The organism is Bacillus sp. SIMBA_008, from assembly GCF_046535495.1.
Classification (GTDB): domain Bacteria; phylum Bacillota; class Bacilli; order Bacillales; family Bacillaceae; genus Bacillus; species Bacillus subtilis.
In genome coordinates this window covers 309711-330887 of the sequence record NZ_JAWRWL010000002.1, presented here as the reverse complement: position 1 = coordinate 330887, position 21177 = coordinate 309711, and the positions used below count along the sequence as shown (strand labels likewise).

Here is a 21177-nt window from a genome sequence, read left to right as displayed (position 1 = left end):
TACAGTTAATATACAGCGATGTTCTGACAAACCATTCATTATTAAAAGGAGGGACGACACTTTTTTTAAAAAGCATGTTGAAAAAGGGGGATGAAAATGAAGAAAAAAACGAAAAACAGACTCATCAGCTCTGTTTTAAGTACAGTTGTCATCAGTTCACTGCTGTTTCCGGGAGCAGCCGGGGCAAGCAGTAAAGTCACCTCACCTTCTGTTAAAAAGGAGCTTCAATCTGCGGAATCTATTCAAAACAAGATTTCGAGTTCATTAAAGAAAAGCTTTAAAAAGAAAGAAAAAACGACTTTTCTGATTAAATTTAAAGATCAGGCTAACACAGAAAAAGCGGCAAAAGCGGCTGTTAAAAAAGCGAAATCGAAGAAGCTGTCTGCCGCTAAGACGGAATATCAAAAGCGTTCTGCTGTTGTGTCATCTTTAAAAGTCACAGCCGATGAATCCCAGCAAGATGTCCTAAAATACTTGAACACCCAGAAAGATAAAGGAAATGCAGACCAAATTCATTCTTATTATGTGGTGAACGGGATTGCTGTTCATGCCTCAAAAGAGGTTATGGAAAAAGTGGCGCAGTTTCCCGAAGTGGAAAAGGTGCTTCCTAATGAGAAACGGCAGCTTTTTAAGTCATCCTCCCCATTTAATATGAAAAAAGCACAGAAAGCTGTTAAAGCAACTGACGGTGTGGAATGGAATGTAGACCAAATCGAAGCCCCAAAAGCTTGGGCACTTGGATATGATGGAACTGGCACGGTTGTTGCGTCCATTGATACCGGGGTGGAATGGAATCATCCGGCATTAAAAGAGAAATATCGCGGATATAATCCGGAAAATCCTAATGAGCCTGAAAATGAAATGAACTGGTATGATGCCGTAGCAGGCGAGGCAAGTCCTTATGATGATTTGGCTCATGGAACCCATGTGACAGGCACGATGGTGGGCTCTGAACCTGATGGAACAAATCAAATCGGTGTAGCGCCTGGCGCAAAATGGATTGCTGTTAAAGCGTTCTCTGAAGATGGCGGCACTGATGCTGACATTTTGGAAGCTGGTGAATGGGTTTTAGCACCAAAGGACGCGGAAGGAAATCCCCACCCGGAAATGGCTCCTGATGTTGTCAATAACTCATGGGGAGGGGGCTCTGGACTTGATGAATGGTACAGAGACATGGTCAATGCCTGGCGTGCGGCCGATATTTTCCCTGAGTTTTCAGCGGGGAATACGGATCTCTTTATTCCCGGCGGGCCTGGTTCTATCGCAAATCCGGCAAACTATCCGGAATCGTTTGCAACTGGAGCGACTGATATCAATAAAAAGCTCGCTGACTTTTCTCTTCAAGGGCCATCTCCATATGATGAAACAAAGCCGGAAATATCTGCACCGGGCGTAAATATTCGTTCATCCGTTCCCGGTCAGACATATGAGGATGGATGGGACGGCACATCAATGGCAGGGCCGCATGTATCCGCTGTTGCTGCACTGCTAAAACAGGCGAATGCCTCACTTTCTGTTGATGAGATGGAGGATATATTAACCAGCACGGCTGAACCGCTCACGGATTCAACATTTCCTGATTCACCGAATAACGGATATGGCCATGGTCTGGTGAATGCTTTTGATGCTGTATCCGCTGTTACAGATGGTTTAGGGAAAGCGGAAGGACAAGTTTCTGTAGAGGGGGATGACCAAGAGCCTCCTGTCTATCAGCATGAGAAAGTAACTGAAGCCTATGAAGGTGGCAGCCTGCCATTGACTTTGACAGCTGAAGACAATGTGAGTGTGACATCTGTAAAGCTGTCCTACAAGCTTGATCAAGGTGAATGGACAGAAATAACAGCTAAACGAATCAGCGGTGATCATCTAAAAGGAACGTATCAGGCAGAGATCCCAGATATAAAAGGAACTAAACTAAGCTATAAGTGGATGATTCACGATTTTGGCGGTCATGTCGTTTCGTCTGACATATACGATGTAACAGTGAAACCAAGCATCACGGCGGGATATAAGCAGGACTTTGAAACTGCACCCGGCGGCTGGGTTGCGAGCGGAACAAATAATAACTGGGAATGGGGAGTTCCGTCAACTGGCCCAAATACAGCAGCATCCGGAGAAAAAGTATATGGAACGAATTTGACAGGAAATTATGCCAACTCAGCAAACATGAACCTTGTTATGCCTCCTGTTAAAGTACCTGATTCAGGAAGTCTGTTCCTTCAATTTAAAAGCTGGCACAATTTAGAGGATGATTTTGATTACGGCTACGTTTTTGTTCTTCCGGAAGGTGAAAAGAATTGGGAGCAGGCTGGTGTCTATAACGGAAAGACATCAAGCTGGACGGACGAAGAAATTGATTTATCGGCTTATAAAGGTCAAAACATTCAAGTGATGTTTAACCTTCAATCAGATGAAAGCATTGCAAAAGAGGGCTGGTACATTGATGATGTAGTGCTTTCTGACAAATCAGCCGGAAAAACAGTCAAAAAGAATAAGCTGGGCGTCGAAAAGCCGTCTGGAAAGCAAAAGAAAAAGCCAGTAAATCCGAAAAAGGCTAAGCCATCTGCAAACACAGCGGTAAAACATCAGAACAAGGCTATACAGCCTCAAGTTTTGCCGCTCAGGGCACAAGTCAGTGTAGTGGAAACAGGAAAATCAACATATTCAGATCAATCCACAGGGCAGTACACGCTGAAGCACAAAGCGGGAGACTATACGCTTATGGCAGAAGCATATGGTTATCAGTCGAAAACACAAAAAGTGTCTTTAAAGACGGATCAGACGACACAAGCTAATTTTACGTTAGAAGAGATGAAGAAGGGCACATTAAAAGGCACGGTCATCAATAAAACGACAGGAGAGCCGGTAAAAGGCGCTTCCGTTTATGTTGTAGAGGATGCTGCGGTGGAACCGGCTATGACAAACGATAAAGGTGAATATACGCTGGAGGCCTATGAAGGCGCTTATACGATTAAAGTCGCTGCACCGGGTTATTACAGTGATGAATTTTCCGTTGAGTTAAAAGGTGATGTTACAAAAGAAACTGCATTGAAGCCTTTCGTCGGTTATCCGGGTGAAATTGCATATGATGACGGAACAGCGGAGAATGCCAATTCCTATTTTGCTGCCGGTAACGGATGGGCGGTAAAAATGACGCTCGCTGACGGCAAGGACAAAGGCATGCTTACAGGAGGGCTGTTCAGATTCTGGGACACAGAGTTCCCTGATCCCGGCGGCACAGAGTTTAAGGTTGAGGTATACGATGCCACAGGAAAAGACGGAGCACCGGGCAAGAAAATTGCAGGGCCATTTAACGCGGAAGCTCTTCGCAATGGCGAGTGGACTAAGGTAGATCTCAGTTCAAAAGGGATTATGGTCGATAAAGATTTTTATCTCGTATATATCCAGTCGAAACCTGACCCGTATTCACCTGGACTGGCAATGGATGAAACCGGCAAGAATTCCGGCCGCAACTGGCAGTATATAGGTGGACAATGGGAGCCGGGTGACGAAGCAGACGGCAACTATATGATTCGCGCATTAGTTAATTATGAAGCTGCTGTACCTGAGATTACTTCACCGACAGACAAATCATACACAAATAAGGATAGCGTCACTGTAAAAGGAAACGCTTCTCCTGGTACAACGGTACACATTTATAATGGAGAGAAAGAAGCAGGAGAAACAAAAACTGCCGCGGATGGCACGTTCCATGCAGGCATCACACTCAACAAGGGTGAAAATGAGCTGACGGCAATTGCATCAACTGACAACGGAACAACAGATGCCTCCAGCCCAATCACGGTCACGCTTGATCAAGAAAAGCCTGAGTTAACGCTGGACACTCCAAAGGATGGCGGGAAAACAAATAAAGAAACGCTGACTGTCAAAGGGGCTGTATCCGATGACAATCTGAAAGACGTCAAGGTGAATGGCAAAAAAGCAACAATAACCGATGGTTCATACTCAGCCCGGATTCTTTTGGAGAATGGAAGCAATGAAATCAAGGTGATTGCTACAGACTTAGCAGGCAACAAAACGACGAAAAAGGCTGTCATTGATGTCAATTTTGATAAGCCTGTCATTTCCGGCTTAATTCCGGGAGAGGATAAAAACTTAAAAGCCGGTGAATCTGTGAAAATCGCTTTCTCAAGCGCTGAGGATTTAGATGCAACGTTTATCATTCGTATGCCGCTGACAAATGCAAGAGCGAGTGTGCAAAACGCCACCGAACTCCCGTTAAGAGAAATTTCTCCGGGAAGATATGAAGGCTATTGGACAGCCACTTCTTCTATTAAAGCAAAAGGAGCAAAAGTAGAAGTGATCGTAAGAGATGATTATGGAAATGAAACAAGAAAAACTGCGAATGGAAAACTTAATATCAACACAGAAAATTAAGTGGAAAAAAGCTGCCGTCATTGGCAGCTTTTTTATATATCCTCTCATTACACTTCCTCGACAAATTAAGCAGATTTCCCTGAAAAATTGTATTTTCCTCTCAACATTAATTGACAGACTTTCCCACAGAGCTTGCTTTATACTTATGAAGCAAGCAGGGAACAGCGTGAGGCAAGAAAGAAAGGAGTCAGATGTGAAAATCTATTTAGATGTCATTTGGCTGTTAAACTTTTGTTTTGATGCACTTTTGCTTTTGCTCACGGCATTTATTTTAAAAAGGCATGTAAAAAAAAGAAGACTGGTAGGCGGAGCGTTCATCGGTTCCAGTATTGTCCTTTTGATGTTTACTCCTTTTTCGCCGATTGTTGAACATCCGGCTGGGAAGCTAGCTTTTTCAGTTGTGATTGTGGTGGTGACATTTGGCTTTAAAAGATTTCGGTTTTTCTTTCAAAATTTGTTTTCCTTTTATTTTGCCACTTTTTTAATGGGGGGAGGAATTATAGGAGCCCATTCTTTGCTGCAGTCAAATTCTATTGTTCAAAACGGTGTCATGATTACCAATCAAACAGGGTTTGGAGACCCGATCAGCTGGTTGTTTATTGTTGGTGGCTTTCCAGCATTATGGTTTTTTTCTAAAAGAAGAATTGAAGATATTGAAACAAAAAACATTCAATATGAGGAACGAGTCAGCGTGCAGGCAGATTTGGGCAGCCAAACACTTCATGTCAGAGGCCTGATTGATTCCGGTAATCAGCTGTACGATCCTCTTACAAAAACACCGGTAATGATCATTTACATTGATAAACTGGAGCCGATTTTCGGAACAGCCGAAACGATGATCATTCGAAACACAGACCCATTGGAAGCCATCGAACAGCTCGATGATTCCTTTCGCTTTTTAGATAAAATGAGGTTGATTCCATACAGGGGAGTTGGTCAGCAAAATCAATTTTTATTATGCGTTAAACCGGATCACGTAACGATTATGACAAAAGAAGAAATGATCTCTGCAGATAAATGTTTAATCGGCATCAGCACAACAAAGCTGTCGGCAGATGGAGAGTTTGACGCGATTATTCATCCGAAAATGCTTTCGGGCAAGGCTGTCAAACACGTTTCATAATGTTCGCAAATGTCCGTTACTTATCATACTCAAACGGCGTGACATTTAGAAGGGAGAGGAAGATGAAAAAACTGAAATTACGGTTGACGCACCTCTGGTATAAGCTGCTGATGAAACTTGGGCTGAAAAGTGATGAAGTCTATTACATAGGCGGGAGTGAAGCCCTGCCGCCTCCATTATCTAAAGATGAGGAGCAGGTTTTGTTAATGAAGCTCCCAAACGGCGATCAGGCGGCGCGCGCCATTCTAATTGAACGCAATTTGCGTCTGGTCGTATATATCGCCCGTAAATTTGAAAATACGGGAATTAATATAGAGGATTTAATCAGCATCGGTACCATCGGTCTAATCAAAGCTGTGAATACATTCAATCCAGAAAAGAAAATCAAGCTTGCTACCTATGCCTCCCGGTGTATAGAAAATGAAATCCTGATGTATTTAAGAAGAAATAACAAAATCCGTTCAGAGGTTTCCTTTGATGAACCGCTTAATATTGATTGGGACGGCAATGAGCTTTTGCTTTCTGATGTGCTCGGCACTGACGATGACATCATCACTAAAGACATAGAAGCTAACGTCGATAAAAAGCTTTTGAAAAAAGCGCTTGAACAGCTTAATGAGAGAGAAAAGCAAATTATGGAGCTGCGGTTTGGGCTTGTCGGTGAAGAAGAAAAAACCCAAAAGGATGTAGCGGATATGATGGGGATTTCTCAGTCTTATATTTCGCGGCTTGAGAAAAGAATTATAAAAAGATTGAGAAAAGAGTTCAACAAAATGGTGTGAAAAATTTTATGGTTAGAACCCCTTGATTTTACAGGGATTTCCTGATTTCGACAGTTTTTCGGTCTGAGTGCAGTGCATATTTTTCCCACCCAAGGAGATACTTAACGTTGTACAGCAGCTCCTGTAGGGAGGGAAAAAAGTGTCGAGAAATAAAGTCGAAATCTGCGGGGTGGATACCTCCAAATTACCAGTACTCAAGAATGAAGAGATGAGAAAGCTGTTTAGGCAGCTGCAGGATGAAGGCGATGATTCAGCAAGAGAAAAGCTTGTAAACGGGAACTTGCGTCTTGTCTTAAGTGTCATTCAACGATTTAATAACAGAGGGGAGTATGTTGATGACTTATTTCAAGTCGGCTGCATCGGACTAATGAAATCCATTGATAATTTTGACCTAAGCCACAATGTTAAGTTTTCAACATACGCTGTACCTATGATTATCGGAGAGATCCGCAGGTATTTACGTGATAATAACCCGATCCGTGTCTCAAGATCACTCCGGGACATCGCTTACAAGGCGCTTCAGGTAAGAGAGCGGTTAATCAGTGAGACAAGCAAGGAGCCGACTGCAGAAGACATCGCAAAAGTTCTTGAAGTACCGCATGAGGAAATTGTATTTGCGCTTGATGCCATCCAGGATCCGGTTTCTCTATTTGAACCGATCTATAACGACGGCGGAGACCCGATCTATGTGATGGACCAAATCAGTGATGAGCGTAATACAGATTCACAATGGATTGAAGAGCTGGCTTTAAAAGAGGGCATGAGAAGGCTGAACGATAGGGAAAAAATGATTTTGAGAAAGCGATTCTTCCAAGGGAAAACCCAAATGGAAGTCGCCGAGGAAATCGGAATTTCTCAAGCGCAGGTGTCCAGACTTGAAAAAGCGGCTATCAAACAAATGAATAAAAATATTCATCAATAATGAAAAGCCTTTAAAACGATGTTGTTTTAAAGGCTTTTCTATTGATTACGGATGGTTTACGTTTTGGGAAAAGTAAGGTATCCTAGTTCGTACAAAGTTTTATGAAAATTAAAACAATTATAAAAGGCAATAAAGAGGAGGACCACGATGATTTTGCAGCTTGACAATGTCTCACTAAAACGGAATGGGAAATGGATACTGAGAGATATTCATTGGAAGGTGGAAGAAAAGGAAAATTGGGTGCTTTACGGCCTAAATGGCGCCGGGAAGACAGCGCTGTTAAATATGCTTTGCTCTTATTATTTTCCAACATCAGGCGAGATGCAGGTGCTTGGCCATGAATTTGGCAAAACAGAGCTTGGGGAAAAGCTCAGACGTAAAATTGGCCTCGTCTCAGCAGCTCTTCAGCAAAAATTGTATCCGGCAGATTCAGCCTTTGAAATTGCTTTGAGCGGAGCTTACGCTTCGATTGGGTTATATGAAACGCCAAGTAAGAAAACCAGGGAAAAAGCGATTGGTTTGTTAGAGGACTTGGGAGCAATTGAATATGCCGATCGCCGCTATGAAACCCTTTCTCAAGGGGAAAAACAAAGAGCGTTGATTGCTAGAGCACTAATGGCCGATCCGGAGTTGCTGATACTGGATGAACCAGTCACAGGATTGGATTTTATTGCCCGGGAAAAGCTGTTAGATACGATTACATACATTGCAAACAAAGAAAATGCACCATCTATCCTTTATGTGACTCATCATGCTGAAGAAATTTTGCCTGTCTTTGATAAAGCCCTTTTATTAAAACAGGGAGAGGTCTTTGGATCCGGAGAAATAAAGGAAATGCTTACTGATCAAATACTTTCCGCTTTTTTTGATACGCCAATCCATGTATTATGGAATCAGGATCGGCCGTTTTTAACTAGAGCTGAGCCGATAACGAATGCCTGACAAATATATATAGATTCATCCTAGGGGTGCTTTGCGAAGCTGAGAGAGACTTTGTCTCAACCCTTTTGACCTGATCTGGATCATGCCAGCGGAGGGAAGCGGTGAAAAGGGGAGTACATCGGACTCCGATTGTTTTTATTAAGCCGTTTCATCACATTTGAAACGGCTTATTTGATTTTAAAGAATAGGAGCGGATTTACATTGGATCAACAAATAGACTCTTTGCAAAAAAAAGTGGAAGAACATAAGGAGGAGCTTATTCAGCTTGCGAAAACGCTAATTTCTTATCAAACACCTGCTCCGCCTGCAAGAAATACAGAGGGCATTCAGTCATGGATTGCGGGATATTTAAATGAATTGGGATTCTCGATCGACAAATGGGATGTGTACCCTGGAGATCCCAATGTTGTAGGGAAGCTAAAAGGAACAGATTCAGCAGATTATTATAGCCTGATTATCAATGGCCATGTAGATGTGGCAGAGGTAAAAGAGGATGAAGAATGGGAGCATGATCCATTTCATCCAATTGAAAAAAACGGTCTCTTAATCGGTCGAGGCGCTTCCGATATGAAGGGCGGAATGGCTTGTGTGTTGTTTGCTGTCAAATTGATTCGTGAAGCAGGCATTGAACTTCCCGGTGATCTGATTCTGCAATCGGTTATCGGGGAGGAAGTTGGAGAAGCCGGCACGCTTGAATGCTGCAAGAGGGGCTACCACGCTGATTTTGCAATTGTCGCGGATACGAGCGATATGCATATTCAAGGCCAAGGCGGTGTCATTACAGGCTGGATCGAAATCAAAAGCAGTCAAACATTTCATGATGGAACGAGACGGAATATGATCCACGCAGGGGGAGGAACATTCGGAGCAAGCGCAATTGAAAAAATGGCGAAAATCATTGCGGGGCTCGGTGAACTTGAGCGCCACTGGTCTATTATGAAAAGTTATCCCGGCTTTAAACCTGGAACAAATACAATTAACCCGGCTGTTATAGAAGGCGGCAGACATGCGGCTTTTATAGCGGACGAATGCCGGCTGTGGATCACAGTCCATTTTTATCCGAATGAAACTCATGACCAAGTGGCAGCGGAAATAGAAGATTACGTCAATCGGCTGAGTGACAGTGATATTTGGCTTAGGGAAAACCGCCCTGTATTCAAGTGGGGAGGCTCATCTATGATAGAAGACAGAGGAGAAATTTTTCCGGCATTGGAAGTTGACCCTGGCCACCCAGGCGTCTTAGCGCTAACTGCCTCTCATGAGAAAGTGAAACGGGAGTGTCCAATTATTGACGTTTCTCAATCAGTTACAGATGGCGGATGGCTGTATGATGCCGGTATTCCATGCGTAATATACGGTCCTGGAGATCTGCACAATGCACACTCTGTGAACGAGAAGGTATCGATTGAGCAGCTAGTAGAGTATACAAAAATTATACTCGATTTTATCATCAGCTGGTGCAGCCGGAAAAAAGAACAATGACATGAAAATTTCTTCTTGCTGACAAGGTTCAGCCTGCCCGTTCATATACTTGAACAAAAGGACGGAAAAAGGACGTGATGGAATGATCAGCATTTCAGAATTTCAGGTAAAGGATGTCGTCAATGTCTCAAACGGAAAAAAGCTGGGGAGTATTGGTGATATTGATATCAATGTGACCACTGGTAAAATTCAGGCGATCATACTAGGAGGAAATGGGAAAGTTCTCGGATTTTTTGGAAAAGAAGAGGAATTGGTCATTCCATGGCGAAATATAGTAAAAATCGGGGAAGATGTAATCTTGGTCCGATTAAGTGAACCACATGCATAAACCTGCTTGTCTGCCGCAGATTGGCAAATGCCGGAAGTCTCGATTCTTCCGGCACATTTCATTTAGAAATATGCAAATCGGCGCTCAACGTATGCAGTAAGATGTGGTAAAATAAGTGGGAAATTCCGCTTTTTTAAATGTTTGTCGAAAGGTTGGATCATCATGAATACATATCACCCATTCAGTCTTACCACACCCTCGACACTCATGATACAAGACTGGGCTCAAACGAATCAAAACAACAAAGAGGTCATTGCCGGATTTACGACAAAAAACGGCGGTGTCAGCCAAAAGCCTTTTGAATCGTTAAATACAGGATTGCACGTTCATGACAAAGATGCAGATGTAGTTAAAAATCGTGAATATATTGCCGATATGTTTAATACTGATTTGCAGTCTTGGGTATTCGCTGATCAGACACATGATAATCGCGTTCAGAAAGTGACGCAGAGGGATAGGGGAAAAGGCGCCCGTGAGTATCACACGGCTCTAAAAGCAACGGACGGGCTCTATACAAATGAAAAAAATGTATTTTTAGCATTATGCTTTGCTGATTGTGTGCCTCTTTTCTTTTATGATCCGGTTAAGTCGCTTGTCGGAGTCGCCCATGCCGGGTGGAAAGGCACCGTCAAACAGATTGGCAGAGAAATGGTGAAACAATGGACTGAGAAGGAAGGTTCAAATCCCTCAGATATTTACGCTGTTATTGGCCCGTCTATCAGCGGTGCATGCTATACGGTAGACGACCGCGTAATTGATGCTGTCCGCGCATTGCCGGTTTCAGCAGACCTTGCCGTTAATCAGACGGCAAAGGCACAATATCAGCTTGATCTGAAAGAGCTGAACCGTCTTATACTGATGGACAGCGGTTTGGCAAGTGAACAAATTTCTGTCAGCGGTTTATGCACGGAAAGCGAGCCGTCTCTTTTCTATTCTCACCGCCGCGATCAGGGGAAAACTGGACGGATGATGTCCTTTATCGGAATGAAGGAGGCATAAAAGATCTTGCGTGTTGTTGATAATTTACGACATATAAACGAACGAATAAACGAAGCATGTAACAGATCGGGCCGCAGCTCCGATGAAGTTACGGTTATTGCAGTCACTAAATATGTATCGCCTGAAAGAGCACAGGAGGCAGTAGATGCTGGCATCACCTGCCTCGGAGAGAATCGGGATGCGGAACTGCTCCGCAAACAGGAATTGATGAAAGGGAATCCGGAATGGCATTTTATCGGCAGTCTGCAATCAAGAAAAGCAAAATCTGTCGTCAATTCGGTTTCCTATATCCATTCCCTAGACCGGCTCTCATTAGCGAAAGAAATTGAAAAACGGGCTGAAGGTACTGTACGATGCTTTGTGCAGGTCAATACCTCTCTTGAGCCTTCTAAACACGGCATGAAAAAAGAAGAAGTCATTCCATTCATACAGGAGCTTTCCGGTTTCGAACATATCCTTGTTGCCGGGCTGATGACAATGGCTCCGCTGACTGATGATCAAGATCAGATCAGAAGCTGTTTCAGGTCGCTGAGAGAACTCCGTGACCAGGTTCAGAAGCTGAACCAGCCGAACGCTCCGTGTACTGAACTGTCGATGGGCATGTCAAATGATTTTGAAATTGCAATTGAAGAAGGAGCTACTTATATTAGAATCGGCTCATCGTTAGTCGGAAATGAAACAGGGGGTGTACAGCAATGAGTATGAAAAATAAACTGAAAAACTTTTTCTCAATGGAAGATGAAGAATACGAATATGAATATATTGAGACAGAGCGGGAATCTCATGAGGAGCATGAGCAAAAAGAAAAGCCGGCTTACAACGGGAATAAACCTGCGGGCAAACAGAATGTAGTGAGCTTGCAAAGTGTTCAGAAATCCTCTAAAGTGGTGTTGAGTGAGCCGCGCGTTTATGCGGAGGCGCAGGAAATAGCCGACCATTTGAAGAACCGGCGGGCAGTTGTCGTCAATCTTCAGCGGATACAGCATGACCAGGCGAAGCGGATTGTTGACTTTTTAAGCGGAACCGTTTATGCCATCGGCGGCGATATTCAAAGAATCGGCTCAGATATTTTCCTCTGCACGCCTGACAACGTAGATGTATCAGGCACAATTTCTGAGCTCATATCTGAAGACGAACATCAGAGGTGGTAAAGCGAGATGATCCTTTATCAAGTTTTTTCGGTTTTAAGCTTATTAATCACAATATACTCATTTGCCCTGATCATATATATTTTTATGTCATGGGTGCCGAGTACGAGGGAAACAGCAGTCGGGCGTTTTTTGGCTTCGATTTGTGAACCATATCTCGAACCATTCAGAAAAATCATTCCTCCGATTGCAATGCTGGATATTTCACCAATCGTAGCAATACTTGTGCTTCGGTTTGCGACAACCGGCTTGTGGGGGCTTTATCGCATGATTGCGTTTTAATGTGACAGTTTGATAGGGGCTTGGCAGCAGCCAAGCCTCTTTACATAGAAGGGAAAGACGATGAGCGATATATATCAGCACTTCAGAAAAGACGAGCGGGCCTTTATTGATCAAGCGCTCGAATGGAAAAGAATTGTCCAGGAGCAGTACAGGATGAAGCTGACCGACTTTTTAGATCCCCGAGAGCAGGTCATCCTCTCTGCTGTTACGGGACAGGCAGATGTCGGGCTTGCCTTTTCCGGCGGCTATGACAGAGCGGAGCGGAAACGGGCGATTCTGTATCCAGAGTACATTACTCCGGAAGAATCAGATTTTGAACTGCAGGCGTTTAACGTCCGTTATGCTGACAAGTTTGTCTCAGTAGATCATCGTTCTCTGCTTGGTGCATTAATGGGCATAGGATTAAAGCGGCAAAAATTCGGTGACATCGTGTTTTCTGAGACAGCAGTGCAATTGATTGTCTCAGCCGATACCGCTGATTTTGTGGCTGCACAGCTGACCCAAGCAGGCAAAGCGGCGGTCAGCCTAGAGAAAATCGACTTGTCAGACCTTAACATTCCAGCAGTTGATGTCGAAATAAGAGATGACACGGTTTCTTCTTTAAGGCTTGACGCCGTCTGCGCCTCTATGAGCAGGCAATCCCGCCAGAAATCACAGACGCTTGTGAAAAACGGCCTTGTGAAAGTGAACTGGAAGGTGGTTGAAGATCCTTCATACATAGTCGCGGAAGGGGACATGCTGTCAATCAGAGGTTTTGGCCGGTGCAGCTTAACAAAAATCGAAGGGAAAACCAAAAAAGACAAATGGAGAGTTACGTTTGAACGACAAAAATAGTCGGTTTTTCAGTTTTTTTCTCCATCTGTGCGAAATTTGTTTTATAATGTGAACTAGATAACCGTACTGAAATGTAAAAATGGAGGTGGCATCATGCCATTAACGCCAAATGATATTCACAACAAGACGTTTACAAAAAGTTTTCGCGGATATGATGAAGATGAAGTAAATGAATTCCTAGCCCAAGTCAGAAAAGATTACGAAATTGTTCTCCGCAAGAAAACTGAGCTTGAAGCGAAAGTCAATGAACTAGATGAAAGAATCGGACACTTTGCCAATATTGAGGAAACATTGAATAAATCAATTTTAGTTGCTCAAGAAGCGGCTGAAGACGTAAAACGCAATTCTCAAAAAGAGGCAAAGCTGATTGTTCGGGAAGCGGAGAAAAACGCTGATCGCATTATCAACGAATCGTTATCAAAATCAAGAAAAATTGCAATGGAAATTGAAGAGCTGAAAAAACAGTCTAAAGTGTTCAGAACACGTTTCCAAATGCTGATTGAAGCTCAGCTTGATCTTCTGAAAAATGACGATTGGGATCATCTCCTTGAGTATGAAGTCGACGCTGTATTTGAGGAAAAGGAATAAATTCTCTGATTATCTTGACATTTTCTTAGCTTGTCGAATATAATACGTTCATAAATTCAGATGAAAAAACGGTTGAAAGGGACAGTCATGTTTCCTTCAGGCCTTCATAGCGACCCGGAGATGGTGAGAGTCCGGGATGGCCGGAATCATGTAGATCAGCCCTTTAGTTTCCTTGCTGAACTCACAGTAGGTTAGGACGTTCATCACGTTACGATGCTCAAGAGGAAAAAGTGTATGCTTGCTTTTTCTAAAAGGGTGGTACCGCGAGATAAGCTTTCTCGTCCCTTATGGGATGAGAGGGCTTTTTTTATTTTCTGAAAAAATGCAGTGGAGGAATGAAAATGGATTTTAAAGACACGCTCTTAATGCCGAAAACAGATTTCCCGATGCGTGGAAATTTGCCAAACCGTGAGCCTGACATTCAAAAAAAATGGGAGGAAGAGGATATCTATCGTCTTGTTCAGGAACGGACGAAAGACCGCCCGAAATTTGTTTTACATGACGGACCTCCGTATGCAAACGGCGACATCCATATGGGCCATGCACTTAACAAGATTTTGAAAGACTTCATTGTCCGCTATAAATCAATGAGCGGCTACAACGCACCGTATGTGCCGGGCTGGGATACACACGGATTGCCAATTGAAACAGCTCTGACAAAAAACAAAAAGGTCAACCGCAAAGAAATGTCAGTAGCGGAATTCCGCAAACTATGCGAAGAGTACGCTTGGAAGCAAATCGAGGGACAGCGTGAGCAATTCAAACGTCTTGGTGTCCGCGGTGACTGGGAAAACCCATATGTGACATTAAAACCGGAATACGAAGCGCAGCAAATCCGCGTATTTGGTGAAATGGCAAAACGAGGCTACATTTACAAAGGCCTTAAACCGGTTAACTGGTCACCTTCAAGTGAGTCTGCTCTGGCTGAAGCCGAGATCGAATATCAAGACAAACGTTCAGCATCTATTTACGTCGCTTTTGGTGTAAAAGACGGAAAAGGCGTTCTTGAAAACGGCGAGCGCATCATCATTTGGACAACAACGCCTTGGACAATTCCGGCGAACCTCGGAATCTCAGTGCACCCTGATCTTGAGTACAGCGTGATTGCAGTAGGTGATGACCGCTTTGTCGTAGCAAGTGCATTAGTCGAAAATGTTGCATCGGCATGCGGATTTGATCAGTATGAAGTGACAAGAACGGTCAAAGGGAAAGACCTTGAGAACATTATCGCTGAACACCCGCTATATGGCAGAGACTCTCTCGTTATGCTTGGTGAACACGTAACAACTGATGCCGGAACAGGCTGTGTTCATACAGCGCCAGGACATGGGGAAGATGACTTTATCATCGGCCAAAAATATGGTTTAGATGTGCTTTGCCCGGTCGATGAAAAAGGTGTAATGACAAGCGAAGCTCCTGGCTTTGAAGGCATGTTCTATGATGATGCAAACAAAGCGATCACACAGCAGCTTGATGAAAAAGGCGCACTTGTGAAGCTTGAATTCATTACTCATTCTTATCCGCATGATTGGAGAACGAAAAAACCAACCATTTTCAGAGCGACAGCGCAATGGTTTGCGTCTATTAAAGATTTCAGATCAGACCTGCTGGATGCCATTAAAGAAACCAAATGGGTTCCTGAATGGGGCGAGCAGCGTTTGCACAACATGGTTCGGGACCGCGGAGACTGGTGTATTTCCAGACAGCGTGCGTGGGGTGTGCCGATTCCAGTATTTTACGCTGAAAACGGAGAACCGATTATTACAGATGAAACCATTGAACATGTTTCTGAATTGTTCAGACAGCACGGATCAAACATTTGGTTTGAAAAAGAAGCAAAGGATCTTCTTCCGGAAGGCTTTACGCATCCTGGCAGCCCGAACGGCACATTTACAAAAGAACAGGATATCATGGATGTTTGGTTTGATTCAGGCTCTTCACATCAAGCAGTGCTTGAAGAACGTGATGACCTCGTTCGCCCGGCTGATTTATACCTAGAGGGATCTGACCAATATCGCGGCTGGTTTAACTCTTCTCTTTCTACAGCAGTAGCCGTAACAGGGAAAGCGCCGTATAAAGGTGTGCTCAGCCATGGGTTCGCACTGGATGGAGAAGGACGCAAGATGAGTAAATCAATCGGTAACGTTGTTGTTCCGGCTAAAGTCATGAAACAGCTTGGTGCCGACATCTTAAGATTATGGGTATCTTCGGTGGATTATCAGGCGGACGTTCGCGTGTCTGACGCTATTCTGAAGCAAGTTGCGGAAGTATATCGTAAAATCCGCAACACGTTCCGTTTCCTTCACGGCAACCTTTTCGATTTTGATCCAAAAACAAATGCGGTGGCTGTCGAAGATCTTCGTGAAGTGGATCAGTATATGCTGATTAAGCTGAACAAGCTGATTGATAAAGTGAAAAAAGCGTATGATGAGTACGAATTTGCGGTTGTGTATCACAGCATTCATAATTTCTGCACAATCGAATTGAGCTCATTCTACCTTGATTTTGCAAAAGATATTGTCTACATCGAGCATGCGGATCATCCGGATAGACGCAGCATGCAGACAGTATTCTACGAAACGCTTCTTGCATTAGTGAAGCTTTCAGCGCCTATCCTTCCACATACGGCAGACGAATTGTGGTCTCATTTAACATTTGTTGAAGAGCAGAGCGTTCAGCTGACCGATATGCCGGAAACAATCGCGGTTCCAAACAGTGAAGCGACTGAAGAAAAATTTGACCGCTTTATGGCTCTTCGTGATGACGTGTTGAAAGCATTAGAAACTGCGCGAAATGAAAAAATTATCGGTAAATCTTTGGAAGCAAACCTGAAATTGTATCCAAACAAAGAAAACAAGGAGCTCTTGGCTTCCATAAAAGAAAACCTTTCTCAGCTGTTTATTGTGTCTGAACTGACAATCAGCGAAGAAAATGAAGCGCCGAACGATGCGCAAAGCTTTGCGACGGGTAAAATCGCTGTCGAGAAAGCGGAAGGCGAAATGTGTGAGAGATCTCGTGTGATTTCAAAAGATGTAGGGGCAAATCCGAAATATCCTACACTTTCATTACGCAACGCTGAAATCGTTGAAAAATACTATCAAAAATAATGCAAAAGAGCCCGGCGTAAAAGCCGGGCTTTTTTTGTGCCAAGAGTGACATCCTTTAGAACGAAAGGAAAAATCTTATGGGCTTTAGATCATCATTCACAGGCAACAATAAAGATACTACGTTAAGAGCAGGAGTTGTGAAGAATGAATGATCAACTGACCGCAATTTATACGGAACTTCTTCTGATGAAAGAAGAATTACAGTCGAGATTATTTGAGTATTCTTGCTTTCAGGTTTCTACAAGCCCGCAAGCAGCAATCAATCAAAAACAAAAAGCAACTCTGATCTATCATATTAAAGAAGAACTTCAAGACGTTCTCCTTGCATTGTCCAAAATCGAAAACGGCACATTCGGATACTGTGAAGAAACTGGGGCCCCCATTCCTCTTGCAAAGCTGGCAGTGCTGCCGACGGCCCGAACAGCAAACGATTTTCTTTATTCTGTCCAATTTGAGAAAAAAACGCTTCCGATATGGAAATCAACGGATATCGAATATGGTCAGGCACTGTATGAATAACAGTGTCTGTCCGGTTAATATGCCTGATATTTCTTTACTCCAGTGCTTTTTATTGATAAAATGCATAATGGATTAAAGTAACCGTAAACTGGAGGAACGTTTGTGCTGTATTATATGATTGCACTACTTATTATTGCAGCCGATCAATTGACAAAATGGCTAGTTGTTAAGAACATGGAACTTGGCCAAAGCATTCCGATCATTGATCAGGTATTCTATATCACCTCCCATCGCAATACGGGTGCTGCATGGGGGATATTAGCGGGTCAAATGTGGTTTTTCTACCTCATAACAACCGTTGTTATTATTGGTATTGTTTATTACATACAGCGTTATACAAAGGGACAAAGGCTTCTTGGCGTTGCCCTCGGACTTATGCTTGGCGGTGCCATCGGCAACTTTATCGATCGGGCTGTCAGACAGGAAGTTGTGGATTTTATCCATGTTATTATTGTCAATTACAATTACCCGATATTTAACATCGCGGACTCTTCACTATGTGTCGGCGTAATGCTTTTATTTATACAAATGCTGTTGGACAGCGGGAAAAAGAAAAAGGAGCAATAGCATGAATCAAATTGATATAACCGCTTCAGAAGAACAAAAAAGTGAGCGGATTGATAAATTTTTGGCATCGACTGAGAATGATTGGTCAAGAACCCAGGTTCAGCAATGGGTAAAAGACGGACAGGTTGTCGTGAACGGAAGCGCGGTGAAAGCGAATTATAAAATTCAGCCGGGTGATCAGGTGACCGTCACTGTACCTGAACCGGAAGCGCTCGACGTCCTGGCAGAGCCTATGGATCTGGATATTTATTATGAGGACCAGGATGTGCTGGTCGTCAACAAACCTCGCGGAATGGTTGTTCACCCAGCACCCGGGCATCTTACGGGCACACTTGTAAACGGTCTTATGGCTCATTGCACAGACCTTTCCGGAATAAATGGTGTGATGCGCCCGGGTATTGTTCACAGAATCGATAAGGACACGTCCGGTTTATTAATGGTGGCGAAAAATGATATGGCGCACGAGTCACTCGTAAACCAATTGGTCAACAAAACGGTCACGCGGAAATATACGGCGGTTGTCCACGGGCTTATTTCTCATGATGACGGCACAATTGACGCGCCGATCGGACGGGATAAAAAAGACCGTCAAAGCATGACTGTGACACGTGATGGCAAAAACGCTGTCACTCATTTTCATGTGCTTGAGCGTTTTCAGGATTTTACGTTAGTGGAGTGCCAGCTTGAAACAGGGAGAACCCATCAAATTCGTGTTCATATGAAATATATCGGATTCCCATTAGCAGGCGATCCGAAATACGGCCCAAGAAAAACAATCGACTTTAATGGCCAAGCGCTTCACGCGGGAGTTTTAGGTTTTGACCATCCACGAACAGGAGAATATGTCGAATTTGAAGCGCCGCTTCCCGAGGATATGGCAGAATTAATCGAAAACCTCAGAAAAAACGGTTGACAGAGGGTTTCTTTTCTGAAATAATAAACGAAGCTGAATAGATTCTTTAAAACAGTCCAGAGAGGCTGAGAAGGATAACGGATAGACGGGATGCGTGTATAGGCGCGCACCTTGTCCTAAAACCCCTCTATGCTCTGGCAGGAGGGGTTTTTTCTTCTATATGAACTGTGAGGTGTCACACATTGAATCAAAAAGCTGTCATTCTCGACGAACAGGCAATTAGACGGGCGCTGACCAGGATTGCTCACGAAATGATCGAACGCAATAAAGGAATGAATAACTGCATTCTTGTCGGCATTAAGACAAGAGGGATTTACCTGGCAAAACGCCTTGCGGAACGCATTGAACAGATTGAGGGAAATCCTGTTACAGTCGGTGAAATTGATATTACTCTTTACAGAGATGATCTTTCTAAAAAAACAAGCAACGATGAACCGCTTGTAAAAGGTGCAGATATTCCGGTAGATATTACAGATCAAAAAGTCATTCTCGTTGATGATGTTCTGTATACCGGAAGAACAGTCAGAGCAGGAATGGATGCGCTTGTTGATGTAGGCAGACCTTCCTCCATTCAGCTTGCAGTGCTTGTGGACAGAGGACACCGGGAGCTGCCGATCCGAGCGGATTATATCGGGAAAAACATCCCGACATCAAAGTCTGAAAAGGTTATGGTACAGCTTGATGAGGTAGACCAAAACGATCTCGTCGCCATTTATGAAAACGAATAATAGATCACCTTTTTAAGGGCAATCCAGAGAGGTTGCAAAGAGGTGCACAACAAAGGCCCAAAAAGTATTCGGCAGGTCTTTGTATGCCTCTTTGCGTAAAAAAGCAAAGAGGTTTTTTTATACAGTCATTGAGTCATCCTAAAATGAAAGTCAACAATCAGGGGGAAATCATCATGAGTAAGAAAAAAGTAAATTTAGGGGTCAGGGATGTCCCGACACCTTTCTCTTGGGTTTCATTCAGCCTTCAGCATTTGTTTGCCATGTTTGGCTCAACCATTTTGGTTCCGAAGCTCGTCGGAATGAGTCCTGCTGTGGCGTTGGTGACAAGCGGCATCGGAACACTGGCGTACCTTCTTATTACCAAAGGACAAATTCCGGCGTATCTCGGTTCATCCTTCGCCTTTATTTCTCCGATCATTCTGGTAAAAGCGACCGGCGGGCCGGGAGCGGCAATGGTTGGAGCGTTTCTTGCAGGGCTGGTGTACGGGCTGATTGCCTTATTGATTAGGCAGCTTGGAACAGGATGGCTGATGAAGATTCTCCCGCCTGTAGTCGTAGGGCCTGTTATTATCGTCATCGGGCTGGGACTGGCAAGCACTGCAGTAAACATGGCGATGTATGCTGATCCGAACGCGAGTGAGTTGGTCTACAGCTTAAAGCACTTTAGTGTCGCAGGAGTTACGCTGGCAATTACGATTATTTGTGCGATTTTCTTACGAGGGTTTTTAAGCCTGATTCCGGTTCTGATCGGAATCATCGGCGGATACCTGTTTGCCCTTACTCAAGGGATTGTCAACTTCCAGCCGGTGCTTGACGCGAAATGGTTTGCAGTGCCTGAATTTATCATTCCGTTCAAAGATTATTCACCGTCAGTTACGCTCGGCATCGCAGCCGCAATGGTTCCTGTCGCATTTGTCACAATGTCAGAGCATATCGGCCACCAAATGGTGCTGAGCAAGGTTGTCGGACAAGACTTCATTAAAAAGCCAGGTCTTCATCGCTCTATTATGGGTGACAGTGTGGCGACAATCCTCGCTTCCCTGATCGGCGGCCCTCCGACAACGACTTACGGAGAAAACATTGGCGTGCTGGCCATCACAAGAGTATTCAGCGTCTTTGTCATCGGGGGCGCGGCAGTGATTGCCCTTTGCTTCGGCTTTATCGGCAAAATTTCAGCGCTGATCAGTTCAGTGCCGTCAGCGGTCATGGGAGGCGTCTCCTTCCTGCTGTTCGGAATCATTGCTTCAAGCGGCCTGAGAATGCTGATTGACAACAAAATTGATTATGAAAACAACAGAAACCTCATTATTACATCAGTTATCCTTGTCATCGGTGTAGGAGGCGCTTTTATCCAAGTGTCTCAGGGCGGATTCCAAGTGTCAGGAATGGCGCTTGCCGCAATTGTCGGTGTCATCTTAAACCTGATTCTTCCGCAGGCGAAGGAAGAGCAGGCAGACACATCTGAACAACATCATATTTAAAACCTTTTAATGAAAGTCCAGAGAGGCTTGGAAG

Annotated in this window: 19 protein-coding genes, 1 riboswitch and 1 other annotated feature; all 19 genes read left to right on the top strand. The window is 43.9% G+C overall.

The annotated features are described in order from the left end of the window. Window positions 1-96 precede the first annotated feature (96 nt). The 19 genes from SB658_RS07080 (at window position 97) to pyrP (ending at window position 21143) form a co-directional block, all read left to right on the top strand. Window positions 97-4398, top strand: a complete 4302-nt coding sequence (locus tag SB658_RS07080) for a bacillopeptidase F (protein WP_124059835.1) — start codon at window positions 97-99, stop codon at window positions 4396-4398. Window positions 4399-4591: 193 nt separating this feature from the next. Further along, window positions 4592-5521 (top strand): sigma-E processing peptidase SpoIIGA, encoded by a 930-nt coding sequence (spoIIGA, locus tag SB658_RS07075; RefSeq protein WP_003232163.1) that lies wholly within the window; start codon window positions 4592-4594, stop codon window positions 5519-5521. A gap of 62 nt (window positions 5522-5583) precedes the next feature. Continuing rightward, entirely contained in the window at window positions 5584-6303 is a 720-nt protein-coding gene (sigE, locus tag SB658_RS07070) for an RNA polymerase sporulation sigma factor SigE (RefSeq protein ID WP_003221446.1), read from the top strand. A gap of 139 nt (window positions 6304-6442) precedes the next feature. Then, the gene (gene sigG / locus SB658_RS07065) at window positions 6443-7225 is read left to right on the top strand and encodes an RNA polymerase sporulation sigma factor SigG (protein WP_009967190.1); all 783 of its coding nucleotides are present in this window, start codon (window positions 6443-6445) and stop codon (window positions 7223-7225) included. Between the two features lie 147 nt (window positions 7226-7372). Further along, window positions 7373-8167: an ABC transporter ATP-binding protein gene (locus tag SB658_RS07060; RefSeq protein ID WP_021479328.1), complete on the top strand. Its 795-nt coding sequence runs from the start codon at window positions 7373-7375 to the stop codon at window positions 8165-8167. 12 nt (window positions 8168-8179) lie between these two features. Further along, window positions 8180-8281: riboswitch (TPP riboswitch) on the top strand. 87 nt (window positions 8282-8368) lie between these two features. Further along, complete coding sequence (gene ylmB, locus SB658_RS07055; protein WP_072175967.1) at window positions 8369-9649, top strand: N-formyl-4-amino-5-aminomethyl-2-methylpyrimidine deformylase; 1281 nt, start codon at window positions 8369-8371, stop codon at window positions 9647-9649. A gap of 82 nt (window positions 9650-9731) precedes the next feature. Continuing rightward, a complete protein-coding gene (locus tag SB658_RS07050; RefSeq protein WP_003232153.1) occupies window positions 9732-9977 on the top strand; it encodes a YlmC/YmxH family sporulation protein in 246 nt (81 codons plus the stop codon). Window positions 9978-10139: 162 nt separating this feature from the next. Beyond that, on the top strand, window positions 10140-10976 hold the full coding sequence (gene pgeF / locus SB658_RS07045) for a peptidoglycan editing factor PgeF (protein ID WP_072174067.1): 837 nt from the start codon (window positions 10140-10142) through the stop codon (window positions 10974-10976). 6 nt (window positions 10977-10982) lie between these two features. Beyond that, window positions 10983-11675 (top strand): YggS family pyridoxal phosphate-dependent enzyme, encoded by a 693-nt coding sequence (locus tag SB658_RS07040; RefSeq protein WP_003245324.1) that lies wholly within the window; start codon window positions 10983-10985, stop codon window positions 11673-11675. Further along, the gene (gene sepF, locus SB658_RS07035; protein WP_003244791.1) at window positions 11672-12127 is read left to right on the top strand and encodes a cell division protein SepF; all 456 of its coding nucleotides are present in this window, start codon (window positions 11672-11674) and stop codon (window positions 12125-12127) included. Before SB658_RS07040 ends, sepF begins: the two co-directional genes overlap by 4 nt. Window positions 12128-12133: 6 nt before the next feature. Next, window positions 12134-12406: a YggT family protein gene (locus tag SB658_RS07030; RefSeq protein WP_003221463.1), complete on the top strand. Its 273-nt coding sequence runs from the start codon at window positions 12134-12136 to the stop codon at window positions 12404-12406. Window positions 12407-12466: 60 nt separating this feature from the next. Further along, window positions 12467-13240: a YlmH family RNA-binding protein gene (locus tag SB658_RS07025; RefSeq protein WP_015383612.1), complete on the top strand. Its 774-nt coding sequence runs from the start codon at window positions 12467-12469 to the stop codon at window positions 13238-13240. Window positions 13241-13333: 93 nt separating this feature from the next. Continuing rightward, window positions 13334-13828 carry a septum site-determining protein DivIVA gene (divIVA, locus tag SB658_RS07020; RefSeq protein ID WP_003221468.1) on the top strand — a complete coding sequence of 165 codons (495 nt, stop codon included), beginning with the start codon at window positions 13334-13336 and terminating at the stop codon, window positions 13826-13828. 62 nt (window positions 13829-13890) lie between these two features. Beyond that, window positions 13891-14117: a binding site (T-box leader), on the top strand. 52 nt (window positions 14118-14169) lie between these two features. Continuing rightward, a complete protein-coding gene (gene ileS, locus SB658_RS07015; RefSeq protein ID WP_015715852.1) occupies window positions 14170-16935 on the top strand; it encodes an isoleucine--tRNA ligase in 2766 nt (921 codons plus the stop codon). Window positions 16936-17079: 144 nt separating this feature from the next. Next, window positions 17080-17454 (top strand): sporulation-related RNA polymerase-binding protein YlyA, encoded by a 375-nt coding sequence (gene ylyA / locus SB658_RS07010; protein WP_003245479.1) that lies wholly within the window; start codon window positions 17080-17082, stop codon window positions 17452-17454. Window positions 17455-17556: 102 nt separating this feature from the next. Then, window positions 17557-18021: a signal peptidase II gene (gene lspA, locus SB658_RS07005; protein ID WP_144500783.1), complete on the top strand. Its 465-nt coding sequence runs from the start codon at window positions 17557-17559 to the stop codon at window positions 18019-18021. Between the two features lies 1 nt (window position 18022). Continuing rightward, entirely contained in the window at window positions 18023-18934 is a 912-nt protein-coding gene (locus tag SB658_RS07000) for an RluA family pseudouridine synthase (protein ID WP_003245307.1), read from the top strand. Window positions 18935-19116: 182 nt separating this feature from the next. Then, on the top strand, window positions 19117-19662 hold the full coding sequence (gene pyrR / locus SB658_RS06995) for a bifunctional pyrimidine operon transcriptional regulator/uracil phosphoribosyltransferase (protein WP_003232127.1): 546 nt from the start codon (window positions 19117-19119) through the stop codon (window positions 19660-19662). A gap of 173 nt (window positions 19663-19835) precedes the next feature. After that, window positions 19836-21143, top strand: a complete 1308-nt coding sequence (pyrP, locus tag SB658_RS06990) for a uracil permease PyrP (RefSeq protein WP_003221479.1) — start codon at window positions 19836-19838, stop codon at window positions 21141-21143. The last annotated feature ends 34 nt before the right edge of the window (window positions 21144-21177 follow it).

Coding starts and splice junctions, on each gene's coding strand:
- SB658_RS07080 (WP_124059835.1), top strand. CDS start 97: ATGAAGAAAAAAACGAAAAACAGACTCATCAGCTCTGTTTTAAGTACA.
- ileS (WP_015715852.1), top strand. CDS start 14,170: ATGGATTTTAAAGACACGCTCTTAATGCCGAAAACAGATTTCCCGATG.
- divIVA (WP_003221468.1), top strand. CDS start 13,334: ATGCCATTAACGCCAAATGATATTCACAACAAGACGTTTACAAAAAGT.
- ylyA (WP_003245479.1), top strand. CDS start 17,080: ATGAATGATCAACTGACCGCAATTTATACGGAACTTCTTCTGATGAAA.
- pyrP (WP_003221479.1), top strand. CDS start 19,836: ATGAGTAAGAAAAAAGTAAATTTAGGGGTCAGGGATGTCCCGACACCT.
- sepF (WP_003244791.1), top strand. CDS start 11,672: ATGAGTATGAAAAATAAACTGAAAAACTTTTTCTCAATGGAAGATGAA.
- SB658_RS07025 (WP_015383612.1), top strand. CDS start 12,467: ATGAGCGATATATATCAGCACTTCAGAAAAGACGAGCGGGCCTTTATT.
- SB658_RS07000 (WP_003245307.1), top strand. CDS start 18,023: ATGAATCAAATTGATATAACCGCTTCAGAAGAACAAAAAAGTGAGCGG.
- SB658_RS07050 (WP_003232153.1), top strand. CDS start 9,732: ATGATCAGCATTTCAGAATTTCAGGTAAAGGATGTCGTCAATGTCTCA.
- pgeF (WP_072174067.1), top strand. CDS start 10,140: ATGAATACATATCACCCATTCAGTCTTACCACACCCTCGACACTCATG.
- sigE (WP_003221446.1), top strand. CDS start 5,584: ATGAAAAAACTGAAATTACGGTTGACGCACCTCTGGTATAAGCTGCTG.
- SB658_RS07060 (WP_021479328.1), top strand. CDS start 7,373: ATGATTTTGCAGCTTGACAATGTCTCACTAAAACGGAATGGGAAATGG.
- SB658_RS07030 (WP_003221463.1), top strand. CDS start 12,134: ATGATCCTTTATCAAGTTTTTTCGGTTTTAAGCTTATTAATCACAATA.